This is a genomic window from Synechococcus sp., assembly GCF_982614295.1.
Genome location: NZ_CEXBMR010000044.1, coordinates 1 through 15,673, shown reverse-complemented (window position 1 = coordinate 15,673; position 15,673 = coordinate 1). Strand labels below are relative to the sequence as shown.

The following is a 15,673-nucleotide window of genomic DNA, read 5'->3' as shown; positions in this document are numbered from 1 at the left end:
CCCAATTCCATTGCGGGTACGCGATCTTCCAAGCAGCATGGGAAAATAAGATCTGGGAGACTAGTAACGCGGGGGTCTAGCAATCTGGTGAATGCAGCGAACTCATAATTCGCCTTAGCCGAGTTCGATCCTCGGGACCCCCATCACTAAATTTGCAGCTCTGGCTCCATAATTCTTTTAGTTCGTTACTGCGATAGCGGTTTCAATGGGTTTAAGCCTGCGGTTGCTTGGCTTGGTGCTGCTACTGGCATTGTTGGCATTTTTTGTTGCCGGTGAATTTGCCCTGATTCGCCTAAGACCCACCCGGGTGCAGGAATTAGCGGAGAAGGGTCACCATTCGGCGCTGGCGGTGGAACGGCTGCAGCGGCACTTAAGGAGTGCCCTGGTGGCCACGCAACTTGGCGCAACACTCTCCCTACTGGCCTTGGGCTGGGGAGTTCATAAATTGTTACTTGGATTATTTCAAAACAACATCAACCCCAGCTTTGAACTATTTATTTTTATTTGTTTAGCCTTTTCGGCCACTCTGCTGGGGGGAGTGTTACCAAAAGCCTGGGTTTTAAAAGATCCAGAAGCTTCTGCTTTGCGATTGGGGCCTTTATTAGAAGCGGTTAATCGATGTTTAGCGCCCTTGCTTGCGGTGTTGGAGCGGTTAGCTGAAAGCTTGCTGCTGCTTACGGGTTTGCCGCTGGAATGGGATCGATTGGTGCCAGCTCTTTCAGCCGGTGAGCTGGAAAGCTTGATCGAAAATGATGCCGTAACCGGCCTTGAACCAGATGAACGCAACATCCTTGAAGGGGTTTTTTCTTTAAGAGATACCCAGGTGCGAGAGGTGATGGTGCCCCGCAACGGCATGGTGACCCTCCCCCTTGGTGTGAGCTTTGCTGAACTGATGCAAGCGGTGCTCAGCACCAAACATGCCCGTTTTCCTGTGATTGGTGAATCGCTAGATGATGTGCGCGGCTTGCTTGATTTAAGGCTGCTGGCAGAACCCTTATCCCGTGGAGAATTGCAACCCAGCACCCCCTTAGCCCCCTACGTGCGCAGCGTGGAGCGCATCCAAGAAAGTGCTTCTTTAGCTGAGTTGCTGCCGGTAATTCGCAATGGTGAACCGATGCTGGTGGTGGTGGATGAACACGGCGGCACCGAAGGGCTAGTAACAATTGCTGATCTCACCGGCGAAATTGTTGGTGATGAATTGCTTGAAAACGACGGCAGTCCCCCAGATCTCCAGCCCCTTGGTAAAGATCAATGGCTGGTGGCAGGTGATCTTGAGATTTTTGAACTAAACCGTTCCCTTGGCCTCAAGCTGCCAGAAGCAGATGGGCACCACACCCTGGCTGGTTTCCTACTAGAGAGGCTGCAGCACATCCCAACCCCTGGAGAAGCGCTGCGTTGGGGCGGCCATCACTTTGAAGTGCTCACGATGGATGGCCCACGCATCGAAGAAGTGAAGATCTGGCTCGCTCATCGCGACAATGCAGTGATAATGACTCCCCAGAAGGACTAATAACCTTGCTTTTAATCCTGCCCCAGGCCAGCAAATGAAACCGGTGAAGGTGGGTGTGATCGGCATCGGCAACATGGGTTGGCACCATGCCCGGGTTTTGAGTTTGCTGCGGGATGCTGAATTAGTTGGTGTAGCTGATTTAGATGTGGCGCGCGGACGCCTTGCAAGCAGCCAGTTCAATTGCCGCTGGTACGACGACTACAACAGCTTGATCAAGGAGGTGGAAGCGGTTTGCATCGCGGTGCCAACCCTGTTGCACCATCCAGTGGGCATGGCCTGCCTCAAAGCAGGGGTGCATGTTTTGATTGAAAAACCAATTGCCGCAAGCCAGCAGGAAGCAGCCGAACTCATAAGTGCCGCCAGTTCAGCTTCTCGCTTGTTACAGGTGGGGCACATCGAACGTTTCAACCCAGCATTTCGCGAATTGCTGAATGTTGTTACTAACGAAGAGGTAATGGTGCTCGAAAGCAGGCGCCACAGCCCCCATGCCGACCGCGCTAATGATGTGTCTGTGGTACTGGATTTAATGATCCACGACATAGACCTAATACTTGAATTAGCCCAGGCTCCAGTTGTGGGTTTTGCCGCCGCTGGCGGCCGCAGCACCGAAGGCCCTATCGATTACGTAACAGCTACCTTATCTTTTGAAAATGGCGTTGCCGCCAGCCTTACAGCTAGCAAGATGAGTCATCGCAAAGTGCGCAGCCTCAGCGCCCATTGCAGAGGCAGTTTGATAGAGGCTGATTTCTTACATCGCAATCTTCGTATTCATCGCCGCGCCCAAGAGTCTTATTCCGCAAATCGAGGTGAATTATTATATCGCCATGATGGATTTATAGAAGAAGTAAGTATTACTCCAACTGAACCATTATATGCCGAATTAGAACACTTTCTACAGTGTGTTAGGGGTCTTGAAACCCCAGCGGTAGATGGCCTGCAAGCATCAAGAGCGCTTCAACTTGCGGATCTGATTGAGAAGGCGGTGGAACAACCGCAGCAAAGTTTGCAACAACTGCCCCAACCCCTTTGAACTAAACCCCGGTTAATTGCCGCAGTGCTGCCACCACCAATTCACGGCATCGGGTAGGGGAATAGCGATAAAATGTTTGCCATGCAGCTGCTTTATAGGCCCCATAACTTTCAGCGACTAACTGTTGATTTTCATCCAGCCAGCCCAGCTTTACCGCATGGCCAATCACCACATCCAAGGCTAATTGATCTTCAAAGCGCACCTTAGGATTTGCTTCGAAAAATGCCATAAGAGACAGCATTGCTTCAATTGTGAGCTGTCTATATTCAGCTGCTTCAATCTTACTTAGAAGGTGATCAACCAACACCGCAAAATTATGTTCGCCAGGGGTTTTTTCTGCCAATAAGTCGCTATCGAGCCGGTTGCGGCGCTCTAACTTATCGCCGATAAGAAGGCCGCGGCAATGCTGCAATAGCCCCCACACCCCTGGATAAAAGTTTCGCGGCACCCGTTGCAAGGCCCCTTGCCGCATGCGGTGTTGCAACCAGCAGCCCCCCATCGGCCTTTCAGCTGCTGGGGCAGGGGCTTGCCATAGCACCTGCCCACTCACATGCAATTGCTCACAACTATCCAAGGCAGCCCTAGCGCGATCAAGGTCTGCTAGTACCACCCCTAAACGGCGTGAAATGCCATGGGGCGGCAAAGCACAAAGGGCTTCAAATGCTTCGGAAGGGGTTAACTGCCTCTCGGTTGCAAGCTCGCTTGTAAGTAGCAGCAGCAGCTGCCCCAGCTGAAATGTGAGCGTGCCTTGCAAAAGGGCTGGCCTTTGCCTTGCCAAGCCCTCAAGGGCCAGCAGCAATTCCTGTTGCAGGATCGTTTCACGGCCATCTTCACCGCTAAAACGACGAATGCGAGCAGCAATCTCAGCGCTATCAAGCGGTTCTTTGATGCGTGATTGGTTTGTGTAATTACGACCCACCACCAATTGCTTATGGCGAGCTAAGAGGTCGTCTAGGGCATCCTCTAAATGGGGATGCACAAGCCCCAGCAAACCAGCACAACGGCGCACCGGCTCCCAATCGCCCGCCTCGAGGCTGCGGTGATAAACAGCCTCCAACAGCTGGTTTAAAGCCACAGGCAAGCCCTGATCGGGGGCTTGTAATTGGCCGCTAGCGCCCAAACGCAGCTGCAGTTGCTCAAGCAGTTCAGCCTGTTCCCGCAACAGAGTGCTGCTCCACAGCTGGGCCGCTAAATCGAGAACGGAGGTGGTTTCCAGCTCCAGCAGTTGCTCCTGGGCCACTGAAAGGGAGCGGTAGCCACGAGCTTCTGCCAAGCGCAGCGGGCTCGCCCGCAATGGGCTAATCGGTGCGATAGCCGGCAGCTGGAGCGGTTCCCAGCAGAGATGGGGCAGATGTTCCGCCAAGGTGCCAACGCACACTTCAAGGCCCTCCAGCTCGCCACTATTTAATTGCCGCGCTAGCGCAATAAACCCAGCCGGCTGCCTGTTAAAGGCGGTTGCTGCTAACGGCACCAGCAAGAGGGGATCGCCTTGATCACGCCAGTGGCGCTGCAGCATTCGCAATTCCCCTAAAACTGCATCAGCCAGCTGCTCAGGGTCGTCGGCTAAGTAAAAAACGCCTTCTTCCAATACCGGCGGTAGAAAAGCGGTGGGGATGCCACCACAGCGATACAAGCGAGTTACGGCAAGGGTGGCCACCCCACCAGCCCCTGGCCCCGTTAAGCCAAGGCTGGGGCAGGCACCGATATCAGCCAAAGCATCCGTTAAGCAGGCAGAGGGCTGCACTGCCACCCCAGCATCACCGGGTGTGGCCATGGGAATCCCCTCTGCCGCAAGAGCTAAGGCCACGGATTGATCGCCTGGCACAAACACCAGCCGCACCCGCTCGCAACCCAACTGGCGCGGCAAACGCCTATCGCAAGGGTCCAGCTGCTCTGGTTTCACTAAACCATCAAGCAGCAATTCCCCTAGCAACCAAAGGCTTTGGGTCCAAAACAAGGGCAAATTTTCATTTGCTTGCCGCGGCTGGCTACCGGGATAACGGCGTTCCGCTTCTACAAATTCAAGCGGCACCAGGTAGAGCTCAGGCAATAACAATTCGTTGCCCACCGGCAAGGCAAGGGCCGTGAGCCGTTGCTGAAAAGCACTTGCCTCCTCCCAACGCTCCTCCATGCAGGCGCTAATCAATTCAAAGGCAAGAAACAAAGGCCATTGGCATTCAATCGACTCAAAGCAGGCCAATTCCTCTGGTTCGTAGTGCAAACGGCTGCTGTCTTCCAGCACCGTTTGATGGCCATCACGGCGAAAACGGGCGTAGCCATAACTGCCGGCAAGCTGGCGGCGGATCCCATCCAAAGTGCGTTGGCGCAGATCGGCTCGATCAATCGCCCAGGCGGGGTAAGCAACTGTGGTGAGGCAGGCACTATCAACTTCTTTACTGGCGGATTCCCGCGGCAACAAACCCTCCAGGGCACGCCTCAAGCGCACGATTGCATCAGGTGGCACCCAAAGCAGGGCGCTGCCATCGCCTTCAGGTCCGTAGAGATCTAAACCTTGGGCCGCCTCAAGAGCTGCCTTCACCAAACCAATCGAACTGGCATTGCGCTCCGGCGCACCATTATTTCCCTTATCCCCACGCTCCCAAATGCCGTAATCAGCCACCCGATAGGCGCGGCTGAGATAAAAAACCAAATTTTGTAAAAACGCAACTTGGGCTTGGTTAACCACCACCACCAAACCGGCGCGGCTGAATTGAGCCAGCTGCAACACAAATAGGGCGGTGGCATCAAGCTGTAGGTGCCCCCAGGCGTTATCAGCCACCACCGGCTGTCCGGTAGCTGTGTTGTATTTAGCGTGAAGCGCATCAAACGGTTTGAGGCTTTGTTTAAAACGCTCCACCTTGGTGGCTTGCCCCATAAGAGCCCGCAGTAAACCCCGCATCAAGGCCAATACGCTTTCCTCGAGCTCAAAAACCCGTTGCGGTTTAGAACCTTCCCTACGCCAGGCAAAGGCCAGCCCCCACACCGCCTGGATGGTGTAGACACCATCTCGAACCCAGGCATCTCCGTAGTTGCCATGCACGTTGTGGGCTGTGCTGGCGGGCAGCAAACCAGATACGGGATGCTGCCTTTGCAACAACACCCGATCCACAGCAGCATCAATGCGGCCCAAGGTGGCCAATTGGTTTGTTGTTAAAGGTGTTTTCATCCGCCAGATTCTCTCCGGTAACCCCATCTCTCCATGGCAGCAGATTTCACCGTTCCCCAACGTTGCCAGGTGTTGGGTTTACCAGTTGATGTGTGCAGCAACGTGCTATCGGCAGCAATTGCCCTGAAAGCCAGCGGTGGCGGGCAGTTGGTAACCCTTAACGCTGAAATGACAATGGCTGCTCTTGGCCAAGCAGCGCTGGGGGCAGCAATCCGCGCAGCCGAACTGATAATCCCGGATGGAGCTGGAGTGGTGTGGGCCTTAGGGCGGCAGGGAATTCGCGTTAAACGCAGCCCGGGCATCGAATTGGCCGATAAATTACTAGCCCACAGCGCCCAAAATGGATGGCGCGTAGCCCTAGTGGGCAGTTCAGCAGCGGTGCTGGATTTACTGAATAAACAGTTACCTCAAAGACATCCCGGCCTCCAACTCGTTTTAACAATCCACGGTTATCAACCCATGGATTTGTGGCCGCAATTGGAGCAGCAAATTTTGCAGATGCAGCCAGATCTGGTGCTGGTGGCCCTTGGTATTCCGCGCCAAGAAACCTGGATCCAACGCCTACATCAAGGCCAGCCTGGGCTTTGGATGGGGGTGGGGGGGAGTTTTGATGTGTGGAGCGGCCAAAAGAAAAGGGCTCCCAATTGGATGGGAACCCTGCAAATCGAATGGCTCTTCCGGCTGGTACAAGAACCGAGCCGTTGGCGCCGCATGTTGGCCTTGCCTCAATTTGCTTTTGCGGTACTTAGCGGAAACCCACCGAAGCCTGCCAAACAAAAGCAAGCAGCAGGAAAAACAAAGGAATAATCGGCAAAATATCCACCAGGGGCGAAAAAGCCCGGTAAGCCTCTGGAAGTTGGGCTAGGTGGGTGAGCACGGCCAATGGCATAACAGCAGTCACCGTCTAGGGCGAAACAAGTTGAAGTTACCACGTATGAGACGCCGCTGAATCCGGTTCCCACGGAGCGAAATGCTCTGAAAAACAACCATCAGCAATGGCCGCTGCAATCGCATTGGTAAAGCGCAGCAGTTGAGTGAGATTGTGAAGGCTTAACAAGGTAAGGCCCAGAATTTCATCGCTCTTAATCAAGTGGTGCAAATAAGCACGGCTGTGCTGCTGGCAAGTGGCACAGGGGCAGCTGCTATCGAGCGGGGTGTGGTCGTTGCGGAAACGGGCATTTTTTAAATTCCAACGCTCGCCCCCCACCAGGGCAGCCCCATGGCGACCTAGGCGAGTGGGCAGCACACAGTCGAACAAATCAACACCTTGGGCTACCGCTTGAGCCATTTCAGGCAGGGTGCCAACCCCCATCAAATAGCGGGGTTTATCAAATGGCAGCAGTGGTGCCACCCAGCGCACCACTTCATGCATAGCCAAGGCCGGCTCGCCAACGCTCACCCCGCCAATAGCCACTCCGGGCAGATCAAATCCAGCCACCACTCGGGCCGCTTCTTTGCGCAAATCTTCGTAGCAGCCACCTTGGACAATGCCAAACAAAGCTTGATCAGAGCGGCCATGGGATGCAACGCAACGCTCTAACCAGCGATGGGTGCGCGCTGTTGCCTCCTGCACATCAGCGTGGCTAGCGGGGTAGGGAGGGCATTGATCAAAGGCCATCACCACATCTGCCCCAAGAGCGTTTTGAATCTCCATCACCCGCTCTGGGCTGAGATCCACCACCAGCCCATCCCGGGGTGACTTAAACGTCACGCCCTGCTCCGAAATCGAATTGAGGCTGGCCAAGCTGAACACTTGAAAACCACCGGAATCGGTAAGCATCGGGCCGTTCCAACCCATAAATCGGTGTAGGCCACCCGCAGCGGCCACTATCGACTCACCTGGCTGTAGATGGAGATGGAAAGTATTGCTAAGCACCATCTGGGCGCCAGTGCTTTTCAGCTGATCCATGCTGATGCCTTTCACTGTGGCAGCAGTACCCACCGGCATAAAACGTGGTGTTTCCACCACCCCGTGGGGGGTATAAAACCGCCCGATGCGGGCCTGGGTATTTGGGCATTGCTGCAGCACTTCGTAGCTGAAGGGAACTGCAGTGCTTGTCACATCGGTGTATTCGGATTAACTCACCCTATGGGCCGCCAGGATGGCGTTAGTTGCCGGTTGCAGCCATGCGCCATTGGTGGCCTGATCTGCTGGGTAGCTGGATTTATTACAGCTGCCTGCCAGCACCTCCAAAGCTAAAACCACGCTTTGATCGCATTGCCCGCTTTGCTCCCGCAATCGGCCTGCTGATAGGGGGAGGGCAGGCCTTGATTTGGCTAGCGGCAGCAGCCGTGGGAATACCACTCGCCAGCCTGGTGGCCCTAGTGCTGGCTTTTGGCCTGTGGCTTACCGGCGGCTTGCATTTTGATGGGGTGCTGGATTGCGGCGATGGCCTTGGCGCCGGCAAGCGTTGCTTAGAAGCGATGGCAGATAGCCGCATCGGCGCCAGCGGCTTAGTGGCTGGGGTGTTGTTGTTGTTGCTAAAAGCTGCGGCTTTACTTGCCCTGGCCGGCTCAGCGGCACCAGCTGCGCTGATTTGGAGCGCCTTTTGGGGCAGGCTGGCTCCATTAATAGCAATTGATCGTTTCCCTTATCTGCGGCCAGGCGGTAGTGCCGCTTTTCATCGTGAACTGAGCCAAGGCCTTTGCCAAGAATTGATACCAGCAGGTATTTGCTTAGCTCTTTTGGTGGGGTTAAGCCTTTTGATACCAGGGTTACCCCTGCTGGCAGGTATTAGCGGACTAATTCCTGCAGTGCTTTTGCCCCTATGGCTTGGCAAAAAACTCGGAGGCCACAGTGGCGACAGCTATGGCGCCTGCGTTGAATGGACAGAAGCGTTAGCGCTCTGGTCCACATGGTTTAGTTGCCAATTTTTTCTTTAAGGGGCAACAGCAACAAAAAAGCATTGCCGCCTGCGGGCAATTGAGGATCAAGATCTGAAGCTGGTATCAGCAATTCAAGGGAACCACCCCAGGCTTTGGCTTGATCGCGGGCTAAGGCCAAACCAAGGCCAGAACCTGGCTGCTGGTAGCTGCTGCTGCCCCTTTGCCCGCGGCAAAAGATCAATTCCCGTTCACTTAATGCGATAGCAGGGCCGCTATCCCAAATCGCTAAGGCAAGGGTTTGATCGCGCTGTTTGCACCAAAGCCCCAGTGCTGCCAGCGGGTCGCTGTAGCGAAATGCATTCTCTAAAAGATTGGCCAAAATTTCTGCCACCGCAGCAGCCCCAGGCAAATTGAGCTCGGGCAGTTCGCTGTTATGCCAAGGGCGCCCCTGCAGGCTGGCGGTGGCGCTGGCTCTTGCCAGCAGCGGTTGCAAAGCAGAGGCAAGTGGTTCAGCACGTTCAGGGGTGAGGGCGGGAGGCAGCAGCAAAGGCGCCTCCGCCTCACTGGCTGCAGGCAGGGTGGCGGGAGCTGCCGGTTGAACGAGCGCCTCTAGATAACGATCGAGCGCTAATTCCTCCTGCAAGAGATTTTCAACCAAGCCACGGCGTTCATCGGCTGGGTCGAGCCTTCTTAAAAGCAGTTGGGTAAACGTGCGTAAAGCTGCAAGCGGATTGCGCATCTGATGCACCAACAAAGCTCGCTGGCGACGATCCTGCTGAAGCTGCGCTTGAAAACGTTGCTGCTCTAAATCCAGCAATCTTGCTTCTGTAAGCAGCTGAGTGGCCCCTAGCAAGCGCTCCTGAAGATCTGCAGGCCAAGGTATTGCGCTGCTATCAACCCGTAACGCGCCAAGCACCAGCGCTTCGCGACGCAGGGGCAACCAACGGCACTGCTGATCTGTTTGCAGTAGAGGCCTATCGGAAGCAGCGGGCTCAATACGTTCAGCCCCGGCCGGCCAAAGTTCCACGGGCTGAAGTTGCAACTCACCAGCGGCATCTGGAATTGCCAGATACACCCCCAAAGCAATCAATTCAGATCGATCTGAAAACTGAAGCAATTGCTGGCTAACCAGCCGGCGAAAGCCTTCAGAAATCACGGGCTACGAGGGTTGCAAAATCTAAAGCAGGGATTAAGATCATTAATATATTCAACGCTTTTTTGTGCCGGAACCCTGGTGCAGCGGAGTTGAATCCAGCACACACTGCATTTTTCGTGGCGCTTTTTCTATTAAAAGGCTACACCAGATGTAGTTCACTCTCTGTTGCTCGTCGCTACGCGACAGCAATGGGCGGATTCATTCCACCCCCTGGTTTTTGATTTTAGGATCGATTTCCGCGCAGCAGAAGTTTGGGCGCCGCAGGCAAACCTGCTCCCGAGCCGAAAACGGTCCGCTTTTGCGGCTACGAGCGACTTGAAATCCCGTTCCGATTACGCCTCCACCTAGATGGGGGAATTTGTTATGTCGAAGAAGCGCAAACGTGTCAGCCGCCGCCGCCTCGCCGGTCAGCGGGTATTGGCCCATGTTCCAACTTTCAACCTTGAAACCGGTGAACACAAACCGGTAACGGCAGCGCGGCGATACATCGCTGACACAAGCTTGATGCCACCTGCCTTAGTTAATGTGCGTCGCAACGAGCACACCACTGATCGCTTCTTTTGGGGCGAGAAAGGTTTGTTCAGCGCCCAATACGCCGAAGAAAATCATTTTCTTTTCCCTTCTTTACGCTCCATCGTTGATTCGGTAGGAGAAGAAACAATCTTTGCCGGCCTCGAAGCGGTGGCAGACGATTGGGAAGAAATGGAAGAATACGAATACGCCTTCGTTTAAGGCTAATTTGTTAAGCCCAAACCCCTGAGGAACTCAGCTGCAGCAGCTAGAGCTTCAGGGGGAATGCTGTGTTCTCCATTAAATAAATAACCACTTGGGCTTGCCCCTGCAGCTATTAAACGCTTGCAAACTTCTTCGTATGCCGTAAGCGGCACTACAGGATCTTTGCGGCCATGGGCCAAAAATACTGGCACCCAATTTTTTTGCAATTGTGGCTGCCAATTGGGATGGGGGTAACCGCTAAAGGCCAGCACCGCAGCAACAGGAATTGCGGTTGCTGCTTCTAAGGCCATCGCTGCCCCTTGGGAAAAGCCCAGCACCACCACCGGATCAGCCCCAGCTGCCAACAATTCTTGTTGCAAGCGTATTTTCAAAGCTGCCACCGCTTGGAGCACCTCGGGCCAGCCGGCTTGCTGCAGGTTGTACCACTGCAAAGCGCCAGCGCCAGCGGGGTGGGGGTCAGGGGCCGCCAAGCAGCGCAGGGTTACGGCATCTGGCGCCAACTTGAGCAATTGCGCCAGGCTTTGCCCCACCGGTTCAAGGTCGTTTGCGCCAGCACCCCAACCATGCAAAAGAATTAAACGCATCGCACAAGGCCCCATTGCAGCTTCTACCCATACCATTCCCATAAAGGCATCACTCCCCACTGCCCATGGCCCCTTTAGCTCTGATCAGTGTTTCCGATAAACGTGGGGTGGTGGAATTCGCCAAAGCCCTGCTGGAAAACCACGGTTATCAATTGCTTTCCAGTGGTGGCACCGCAGCTGTGCTCGCTACTGCAAACCTGCCCGTTACCAAAGTTGCAGACCACACCGGCGCAGCAGAAATGCTTGGCGGCAGGGTTAAAACCCTGCATCCACGCATCCATGGCGGCATCCTGGCAAGAAGCGATCAACCAGCTGATCTTGCTGATTTAGAAGCGCAGCAGATCGCAAAAATCGATCTTGTAGTTGTGAATCTCTACCCGTTTGAACAAACGGTGGCCCGGCCTGATGTGAGCTGGAACGAAGCGATTGAAACCATTGATATCGGAGGCCCAGCCATGGTGCGGGCAGCGGCAAAAAACCATTTGCATACATTGGTGCTCACAAATCCAGCCCAATACGCACCTTTCCTTGAGGCCCTAGCCCAAGGACCAATCGGCCTTGTTGAACGGCAAAAACTTGCCCTTGAAGCCTTCCGTCACACCGCCAGCTACGACGCAGCCATCAGCAACTGGCTCACAACTCAGCTAGGGGAGAACGATGCAGCATTGCAGCTTTGTTTGCCCTTACGCCAAAACCTGCGCTACGGCGAGAATCCACATCAAGCCGCTAGTTGGTATGGCAAACCCCAGCAGGGTTGGGGGGCCGCGAAACAATTGCAAGGCAAGGAATTGAGCTTTAACAATTTGCTTGATCTCGATGCAGCCCAGGCGGCCGTGCTGCGTTTTCCTGCCAGTGAAGCCGCGGCAGCTGTGGTGGTGAAGCACAGCAACCCCTGTGGGGTGGCCCTGGGGGGCAGCGTTGCTGAAGCCTTAACAAGGGCAATAGGCGCTGATCCGATTTCGGCATTTGGCGGCATCGTGGCAGTGAATAAACCTTTTGATGCAGCAGCTTGCGAAAGCCTTACGGGTTTATTTCTTGAATGTTTAGTGGCACCAGAAATCAGCGCAGAGGCCCGCGCCCTACTGGCGGCAAAACCAAATTTGCGCTTGCTAGAGCTCAGCCCTCAAGCCTGCGCTGCTGGGGCTGATTTGCAGCTGCGCTCGATTTTCGGCGGAGTGCTTGCCCAACAGCAAGACCATGCCCCAGAAGACGAGCAGCAATGGCAGGTGGTTACTGAACGTTCCCCCAGCCAGGAGGAATGGCAAAACCTTCGCTTCGCTTGGCGGGTAGTGCGGCAAGTGCATTCAAATGCCATCGTTATTGCCCGCAACGGAATAACCCTTGGCATTGGCGCCGGCCAAATGAATCGAGTGGGCTCAGCTGCGATTGCCCTCGATGCGGCCGGAAGCGCCGCCCAAGGGGCTGCTATGGCAAGCGATGGGTTTTTTCCTTTCAGCGACACCGTTGAAAAGGCAGCTGAATTTGGAATCACAGCCTTTATCCAGCCCGGCGGTAGTAAACGCGATGTCGATTCAATTGCCGCATGCAATCAGGCAGGTTTAACGATGGTGTTAACAGGCAGTCGTCACTTTTTGCATTAGAGCGAACTCTTGCTGCCTTTGACCCATACAGTTGGAATTGGATTCGTTATTGCCTTTCATCGCCATGCCTGAGGCCCTTGCCTTCAATCTAAATTTTGTGCATCCACTATTGATGTGGAGTTTGCTGGCCGGATCTGCTTACGCGTTGTATCTCGGCATTAAGGCAAAAAAAACTCGCACTGGCACTCCAGAACAACGTAAAGAACTAATAAAAGGAAAATTTGCCGAGCGTCATTATGTAATTGGCAGCTTGGTGCTTGCTGTGATGGTGCTTGGCAGCTTGGGAGGCATGACGGTTACCTATTTAAATAATGACAAGTTGTTTGTTGGGCCTCACCTGTTGGCGGGCCTCAGCATGACGGCCCTGATCGCAATGGCTGCTTCTCTTGCACCTTTTATGAAGCGCGGCAATTTGATTGCTCGCAAAGCCCATGTGGGCATGAACATGTTGGTGATGACCCTCTTCCTCTGGCAAGCGGTGAGTGGTGTGGAAATTGTTAACAAGATCTGGACTAATCGTTAAAGCTAAAACTGAGCTTTTTGTTGGGGCGGGCACTTAAGGCCCGCCTGAGAATGGAAATCTTCTTGCACCTTCCAGGTGAGGCGCCGTGAAACCTGGCGCACAATTTGACGCAGCAAATGATCGCCACTGGATTGCACCAAGGTGTCTGGCAAGAGGCCAATAAAAGCGGGCAAACGGATCGATACCTCTAGATCCAGTTCCCACTTCACCAAGGTGCTCTCTCCTTCTGGTGAAAGCTGCAGGCTGGCTTTGAAATCAACTGCATAGCCATCTTTTGCCACCCTTTGCGGGGAAACAGGAAGAGTTTCAATGCGATAGATCCCCTCTGCTTGGGGCAATAATTCCAAATCGATGCTGGGTTCAAGCTCAAAGCCAAAATTGCCGAATTTTCCCAAAATCAAGTGATAACCATTCACACCTATGGGTTCTGCCTGCATCGGTGCAGCGCACCTCAAAAACCAGCCTTGATGAACATCAAGATATTTGGCCACTTCTGATGCTGGGGCCCTCATTTCCATTACATCAGCAAAATTACTGGCATAACGGCGCAGTTGATCTTTATCCATACGCTCGATTTATAAAAGCAATCTAGTGCTCAGATCCAGCTGGCAGCTCGGAAAGTTGCAACAACCGATCAATTACCCCCTCCACAACCCGATCAGGGGTGGAGGCACCAGAAGTAATCCCGATGCGCAGCAAACCTTCAGGCAAAAATGGTTTCATCCTGATCAATTCACCCCCTAGAGGTTTGTGCTCCACGCAATTGCCTGGGCCAATACGTTCTGGAGCATCGATATGAACAGAAGGGATGCCGCGGCTTACGGCAATCTCCTGCAAATGAGTGGTATTAGAAGAGTTGTAGCCACCGATCACCACCATTAGATCTAGAGGTTCATCAACTAGGGCAAACATTGCATCCTGACGCTCTTGGGTGGCATCGCAGATAGTGTTAAAAGCGAGGAAATGGTTGTTTAACTCGCTTGGGCCGTGGCGCCGCAACAGGGTGCGTTCAAATAAACGTCCTATTTCCTCTGTTTCACTTTTAAGCATGGTTGTTTGATTTGCAACGCCAATGCGCACCAAATCAAGATCGGGATCAAATCCAGGGGAGGTGGCACCAGCGAACTTATCTAAAAAGCTGCTGCGGTCGCCATTACCAAGGATGTAGTCGCAAACCAATTGGGCTTCCGCCAGATCAAGCACCACCAGATAGGTGCCAGCAAAAGAGCTGGTGGCAAGGGTTTCTTCATGCTTCACCTTGCCATGAATTACAGAGGTGAAAGATTCTTTTTTATGGCGTTCAACGCTGTTCCAAACCTTTGATACCCAAGGGCACGTGGTATCAACAATGTGACAACCCAGTTCATTTAAGAGTTGCATTTCCTGAACCGTTGCACCAAAGGCAGGCAGGATCACCACATCACCTTTATCAACCGCTGAAAAATCCTTTACCCCCTCTTCCACGGGGATAAACAAAACATTCATCTGGCGCAGATGGGCATTTACCGATGGGTTATGGATTATTTCGTTAGTAATCCAGATTCGTTCAACGGGGTAGTGGCGACGGGTTTCGTAGGCGATTGCCACGGCCCTTTCAACCCCCCAACAAAAACCAAAAGCTTGGGCGAGGCGGATAGTTACACGCCCTTGCTGCAATTGATAACCGTTATCTCGGAGGCTTTGAATCAGATCGCTTTGGTAAGCCTCTTCAAGGCTGCTGGCCACCTCTTCTGCTCGGCCAAATCCGCGGCGGTTGTAGCGCTCAGAATGGTGGAGGGAACGCTTAAAGGCGCGGGTGTCCATGGCAGGAAAAAGCGCCTAATAATTTCTTGCATTCTATTGGTTCATATCGTTTGAAGGCTCCATTCACTGAGATGCACACAACAGGCATAAAAAAAAGCCCGCCAAAGGCGGGCTTTAGGTGCTTCATTTTGCGGAAGCGAAGTCTGGATAGGCTTCCATACCATGTTCGCCAATATCAAGGCCTTCAAACTCTTCCTCTTTAGTTACTCGAATACCACCAAAGATGGCTCCAATTATCGACCATGTGATTAATGATCCCACGATTGCAAATACAGCAAATGAGGCAGCTCCGATGATTTGAATACCAAGCTGATTAAAACCATGGCCGGTTAAAAGTCCTTTATCCATATTGAACAAACCAACTGCCAAAGTCCCCCAAATGCCACAGGTGCCATGGACGGAAAAAGCACCAACAGGATCGTCGATCTTTAGAGCATCAACCCAAGCAACTGAAAACACCACCAAAATACCGGCGAAAAAGCCAACAACCCAAGAAGCGGGCATTGAGAAGCCATCACAACCTGCGGTAACTCCCACAAGTCCGGCCAAAATACCGTTAATTGTCATTGTGAGATCAGGTTTACCGCCAGTGAACTGGCTCACCAAGGTGGCTGCGATTCCACCACCGGCAGCACCAAGGGTTGTGGTAACTGCGATGTAGGGAACTTCAGGGGCCATAGATAGCCAAGAGCCAGGATTAAAGCCATACCAACCAATCCAAAGGATCAAACAACCAAGG

15 protein-coding genes and 1 tRNA gene are annotated in these 15,673 nt (G+C 53.6%); 8 read left to right on the top strand and 8 right to left on the bottom strand.

The genetic code is table 11. The annotated features are described in order from the left end of the window. The first annotated feature begins 70 nt into the window (after positions 1 to 70). From AC2JC8_RS08040 to AC2JC8_RS08030, 3 genes are all read left to right on the top strand, one after another. Positions 71 to 143, top strand: a tRNA-Ile gene (locus tag AC2JC8_RS08040). A gap of 62 nt (positions 144 to 205) precedes the next feature. Beyond that, entirely contained in the window at positions 206 to 1,510 is a 1,305-nt protein-coding gene (locus tag AC2JC8_RS08035) for a hemolysin family protein (RefSeq protein ID WP_484594484.1), read from the top strand. A gap of 34 nt (positions 1,511 to 1,544) precedes the next feature. Further along, positions 1,545 to 2,540: a Gfo/Idh/MocA family protein gene (locus AC2JC8_RS08030; RefSeq protein WP_255131557.1), complete on the top strand. Its 996-nt coding sequence runs from the start codon at positions 1,545 to 1,547 to the stop codon at positions 2,538 to 2,540. A 1-nt stretch (position 2,541) separates the two neighbouring features. Here AC2JC8_RS08030 and AC2JC8_RS08025 read toward each other — a convergent pair whose 3' ends face one another. Next, positions 2,542 to 5,706 (bottom strand): glycoside hydrolase family 15 protein, encoded by a 3,165-nt coding sequence (locus AC2JC8_RS08025; RefSeq protein ID WP_484594483.1) that lies wholly within the window; start codon positions 5,704 to 5,706, stop codon positions 2,542 to 2,544. Positions 5,707 to 5,739: 33 nt separating this feature from the next. On the opposite strand from AC2JC8_RS08025, the gene AC2JC8_RS08020 reads away from it, so the two are divergent. Continuing rightward, the gene (locus tag AC2JC8_RS08020) at positions 5,740 to 6,513 is read left to right on the top strand and encodes a WecB/TagA/CpsF family glycosyltransferase (RefSeq protein WP_484594482.1); all 774 of its coding nucleotides are present in this window, start codon (positions 5,740 to 5,742) and stop codon (positions 6,511 to 6,513) included. On the opposite strand, the gene AC2JC8_RS08015 is transcribed toward AC2JC8_RS08020, so the two are convergent. Together AC2JC8_RS08015 and tgt are read right to left on the bottom strand one after the other, a co-directional pair. After that, on the bottom strand, positions 6,452 to 6,595 hold the full coding sequence (locus tag AC2JC8_RS08015) for a photosystem II reaction center protein K (RefSeq protein WP_255131560.1): 144 nt from the start codon (positions 6,593 to 6,595) through the stop codon (positions 6,452 to 6,454). The two genes, AC2JC8_RS08020 and AC2JC8_RS08015, sit on opposite strands and share 62 nt — an antisense overlap. Positions 6,596 to 6,631: 36 nt before the next feature. Beyond that, entirely contained in the window at positions 6,632 to 7,768 is a 1,137-nt protein-coding gene (gene tgt, locus AC2JC8_RS08010; protein WP_484594481.1) for a tRNA guanosine(34) transglycosylase Tgt, read from the bottom strand. Between the two features lie 65 nt (positions 7,769 to 7,833). Here tgt and AC2JC8_RS08005 point away from each other — a divergent pair, with 65 nt between their 5' ends. Continuing rightward, complete coding sequence (locus tag AC2JC8_RS08005) at positions 7,834 to 8,589, top strand: adenosylcobinamide-GDP ribazoletransferase (protein ID WP_484400163.1); 756 nt, start codon at positions 7,834 to 7,836, stop codon at positions 8,587 to 8,589. Here AC2JC8_RS08005 and AC2JC8_RS08000 read toward each other — a convergent pair. Then, positions 8,567 to 9,688 (bottom strand): sensor histidine kinase, encoded by a 1,122-nt coding sequence (locus tag AC2JC8_RS08000; RefSeq protein ID WP_484400164.1) that lies wholly within the window; start codon positions 9,686 to 9,688, stop codon positions 8,567 to 8,569. The two genes, AC2JC8_RS08005 and AC2JC8_RS08000, sit on opposite strands and share 23 nt — an antisense overlap. Positions 9,689 to 10,051: 363 nt before the next feature. Between AC2JC8_RS08000 and AC2JC8_RS07995 the strand changes: the two genes are divergently transcribed. Beyond that, positions 10,052 to 10,420, top strand: coding sequence for a DUF3155 domain-containing protein (locus tag AC2JC8_RS07995; RefSeq protein ID WP_484400165.1), 369 nt, complete (start codon positions 10,052 to 10,054; stop codon positions 10,418 to 10,420). 2 nt (positions 10,421 to 10,422) lie between these two features. Here the strand turns inward: AC2JC8_RS07995 and AC2JC8_RS07990 are convergent, their stop codons facing one another. Then, positions 10,423 to 11,049: an alpha/beta hydrolase gene (locus tag AC2JC8_RS07990; protein ID WP_484400167.1), complete on the bottom strand. Its 627-nt coding sequence runs from the start codon at positions 11,047 to 11,049 to the stop codon at positions 10,423 to 10,425. Positions 11,050 to 11,072: 23 nt separating this feature from the next. Between AC2JC8_RS07990 and purH the strand changes: the two genes are divergently transcribed. Both purH and AC2JC8_RS07980 read left to right on the top strand, forming a co-directional pair. After that, complete coding sequence (gene purH, locus AC2JC8_RS07985; RefSeq protein WP_484400168.1) at positions 11,073 to 12,608, top strand: bifunctional phosphoribosylaminoimidazolecarboxamide formyltransferase/IMP cyclohydrolase; 1,536 nt, start codon at positions 11,073 to 11,075, stop codon at positions 12,606 to 12,608. Between the two features lie 64 nt (positions 12,609 to 12,672). Then, entirely contained in the window at positions 12,673 to 13,131 is a 459-nt protein-coding gene (locus AC2JC8_RS07980; RefSeq protein WP_484400193.1) for a DUF4079 domain-containing protein, read from the top strand. Between the two features lie 2 nt (positions 13,132 to 13,133). Here AC2JC8_RS07980 and AC2JC8_RS07975 read toward each other — a convergent pair whose 3' ends face one another. The 3 genes from AC2JC8_RS07975 to AC2JC8_RS07965 all read right to left on the bottom strand — a co-directional run. Then, on the bottom strand, positions 13,134 to 13,697 hold the full coding sequence (locus AC2JC8_RS07975) for a DUF1997 domain-containing protein (protein ID WP_255131571.1): 564 nt from the start codon (positions 13,695 to 13,697) through the stop codon (positions 13,134 to 13,136). Between the two features lie 22 nt (positions 13,698 to 13,719). Next, positions 13,720 to 14,934: a 4-hydroxy-3-methylbut-2-enyl diphosphate reductase gene (locus tag AC2JC8_RS07970; protein WP_484400170.1), complete on the bottom strand. Its 1,215-nt coding sequence runs from the start codon at positions 14,932 to 14,934 to the stop codon at positions 13,720 to 13,722. A 123-nt stretch (positions 14,935 to 15,057) separates the two neighbouring features. Continuing rightward, the coding region (locus AC2JC8_RS07965; RefSeq protein WP_484419967.1) for an ammonium transporter at positions 15,058 to 15,673 on the bottom strand (616 nt) is incomplete at its 5' end.

What these genes read in the sequence shown, in the direction of transcription:
- AC2JC8_RS08015 (WP_255131560.1), bottom strand. Translation starts at nt 6,595, where the DNA reads ATGCCATTGGCCGTGCTCACCCACCTAGCCCAACTTCCAGAGGCTTAC.
- AC2JC8_RS08020 (WP_484594482.1), top strand. Translation starts at nt 5,740, where the DNA reads ATGGCAGCAGATTTCACCGTTCCCCAACGTTGCCAGGTGTTGGGTTTA.
- AC2JC8_RS07990 (WP_484400167.1), bottom strand. Translation starts at nt 11,049, where the DNA reads ATGGGAATGGTATGGGTAGAAGCTGCAATGGGGCCTTGTGCGATGCGT.
- AC2JC8_RS08035 (WP_484594484.1), top strand. Translation starts at nt 206, where the DNA reads ATGGGTTTAAGCCTGCGGTTGCTTGGCTTGGTGCTGCTACTGGCATTG.
- AC2JC8_RS07995 (WP_484400165.1), top strand. Translation starts at nt 10,052, where the DNA reads ATGTCGAAGAAGCGCAAACGTGTCAGCCGCCGCCGCCTCGCCGGTCAG.
- AC2JC8_RS07975 (WP_255131571.1), bottom strand. Translation starts at nt 13,697, where the DNA reads ATGGATAAAGATCAACTGCGCCGTTATGCCAGTAATTTTGCTGATGTA.
- AC2JC8_RS07980 (WP_484400193.1), top strand. Translation starts at nt 12,673, where the DNA reads ATGCCTGAGGCCCTTGCCTTCAATCTAAATTTTGTGCATCCACTATTG.
- AC2JC8_RS07970 (WP_484400170.1), bottom strand. Translation starts at nt 14,934, where the DNA reads ATGGACACCCGCGCCTTTAAGCGTTCCCTCCACCATTCTGAGCGCTAC.
- purH (WP_484400168.1), top strand. Translation starts at nt 11,073, where the DNA reads ATGGCCCCTTTAGCTCTGATCAGTGTTTCCGATAAACGTGGGGTGGTG.
- AC2JC8_RS08030 (WP_255131557.1), top strand. Translation starts at nt 1,545, where the DNA reads ATGAAACCGGTGAAGGTGGGTGTGATCGGCATCGGCAACATGGGTTGG.
- AC2JC8_RS08005 (WP_484400163.1), top strand. Translation starts at nt 7,834, where the DNA reads ATGCGCCATTGGTGGCCTGATCTGCTGGGTAGCTGGATTTATTACAGC.
- AC2JC8_RS08025 (WP_484594483.1), bottom strand. Translation starts at nt 5,706, where the DNA reads ATGAAAACACCTTTAACAACAAACCAATTGGCCACCTTGGGCCGCATT.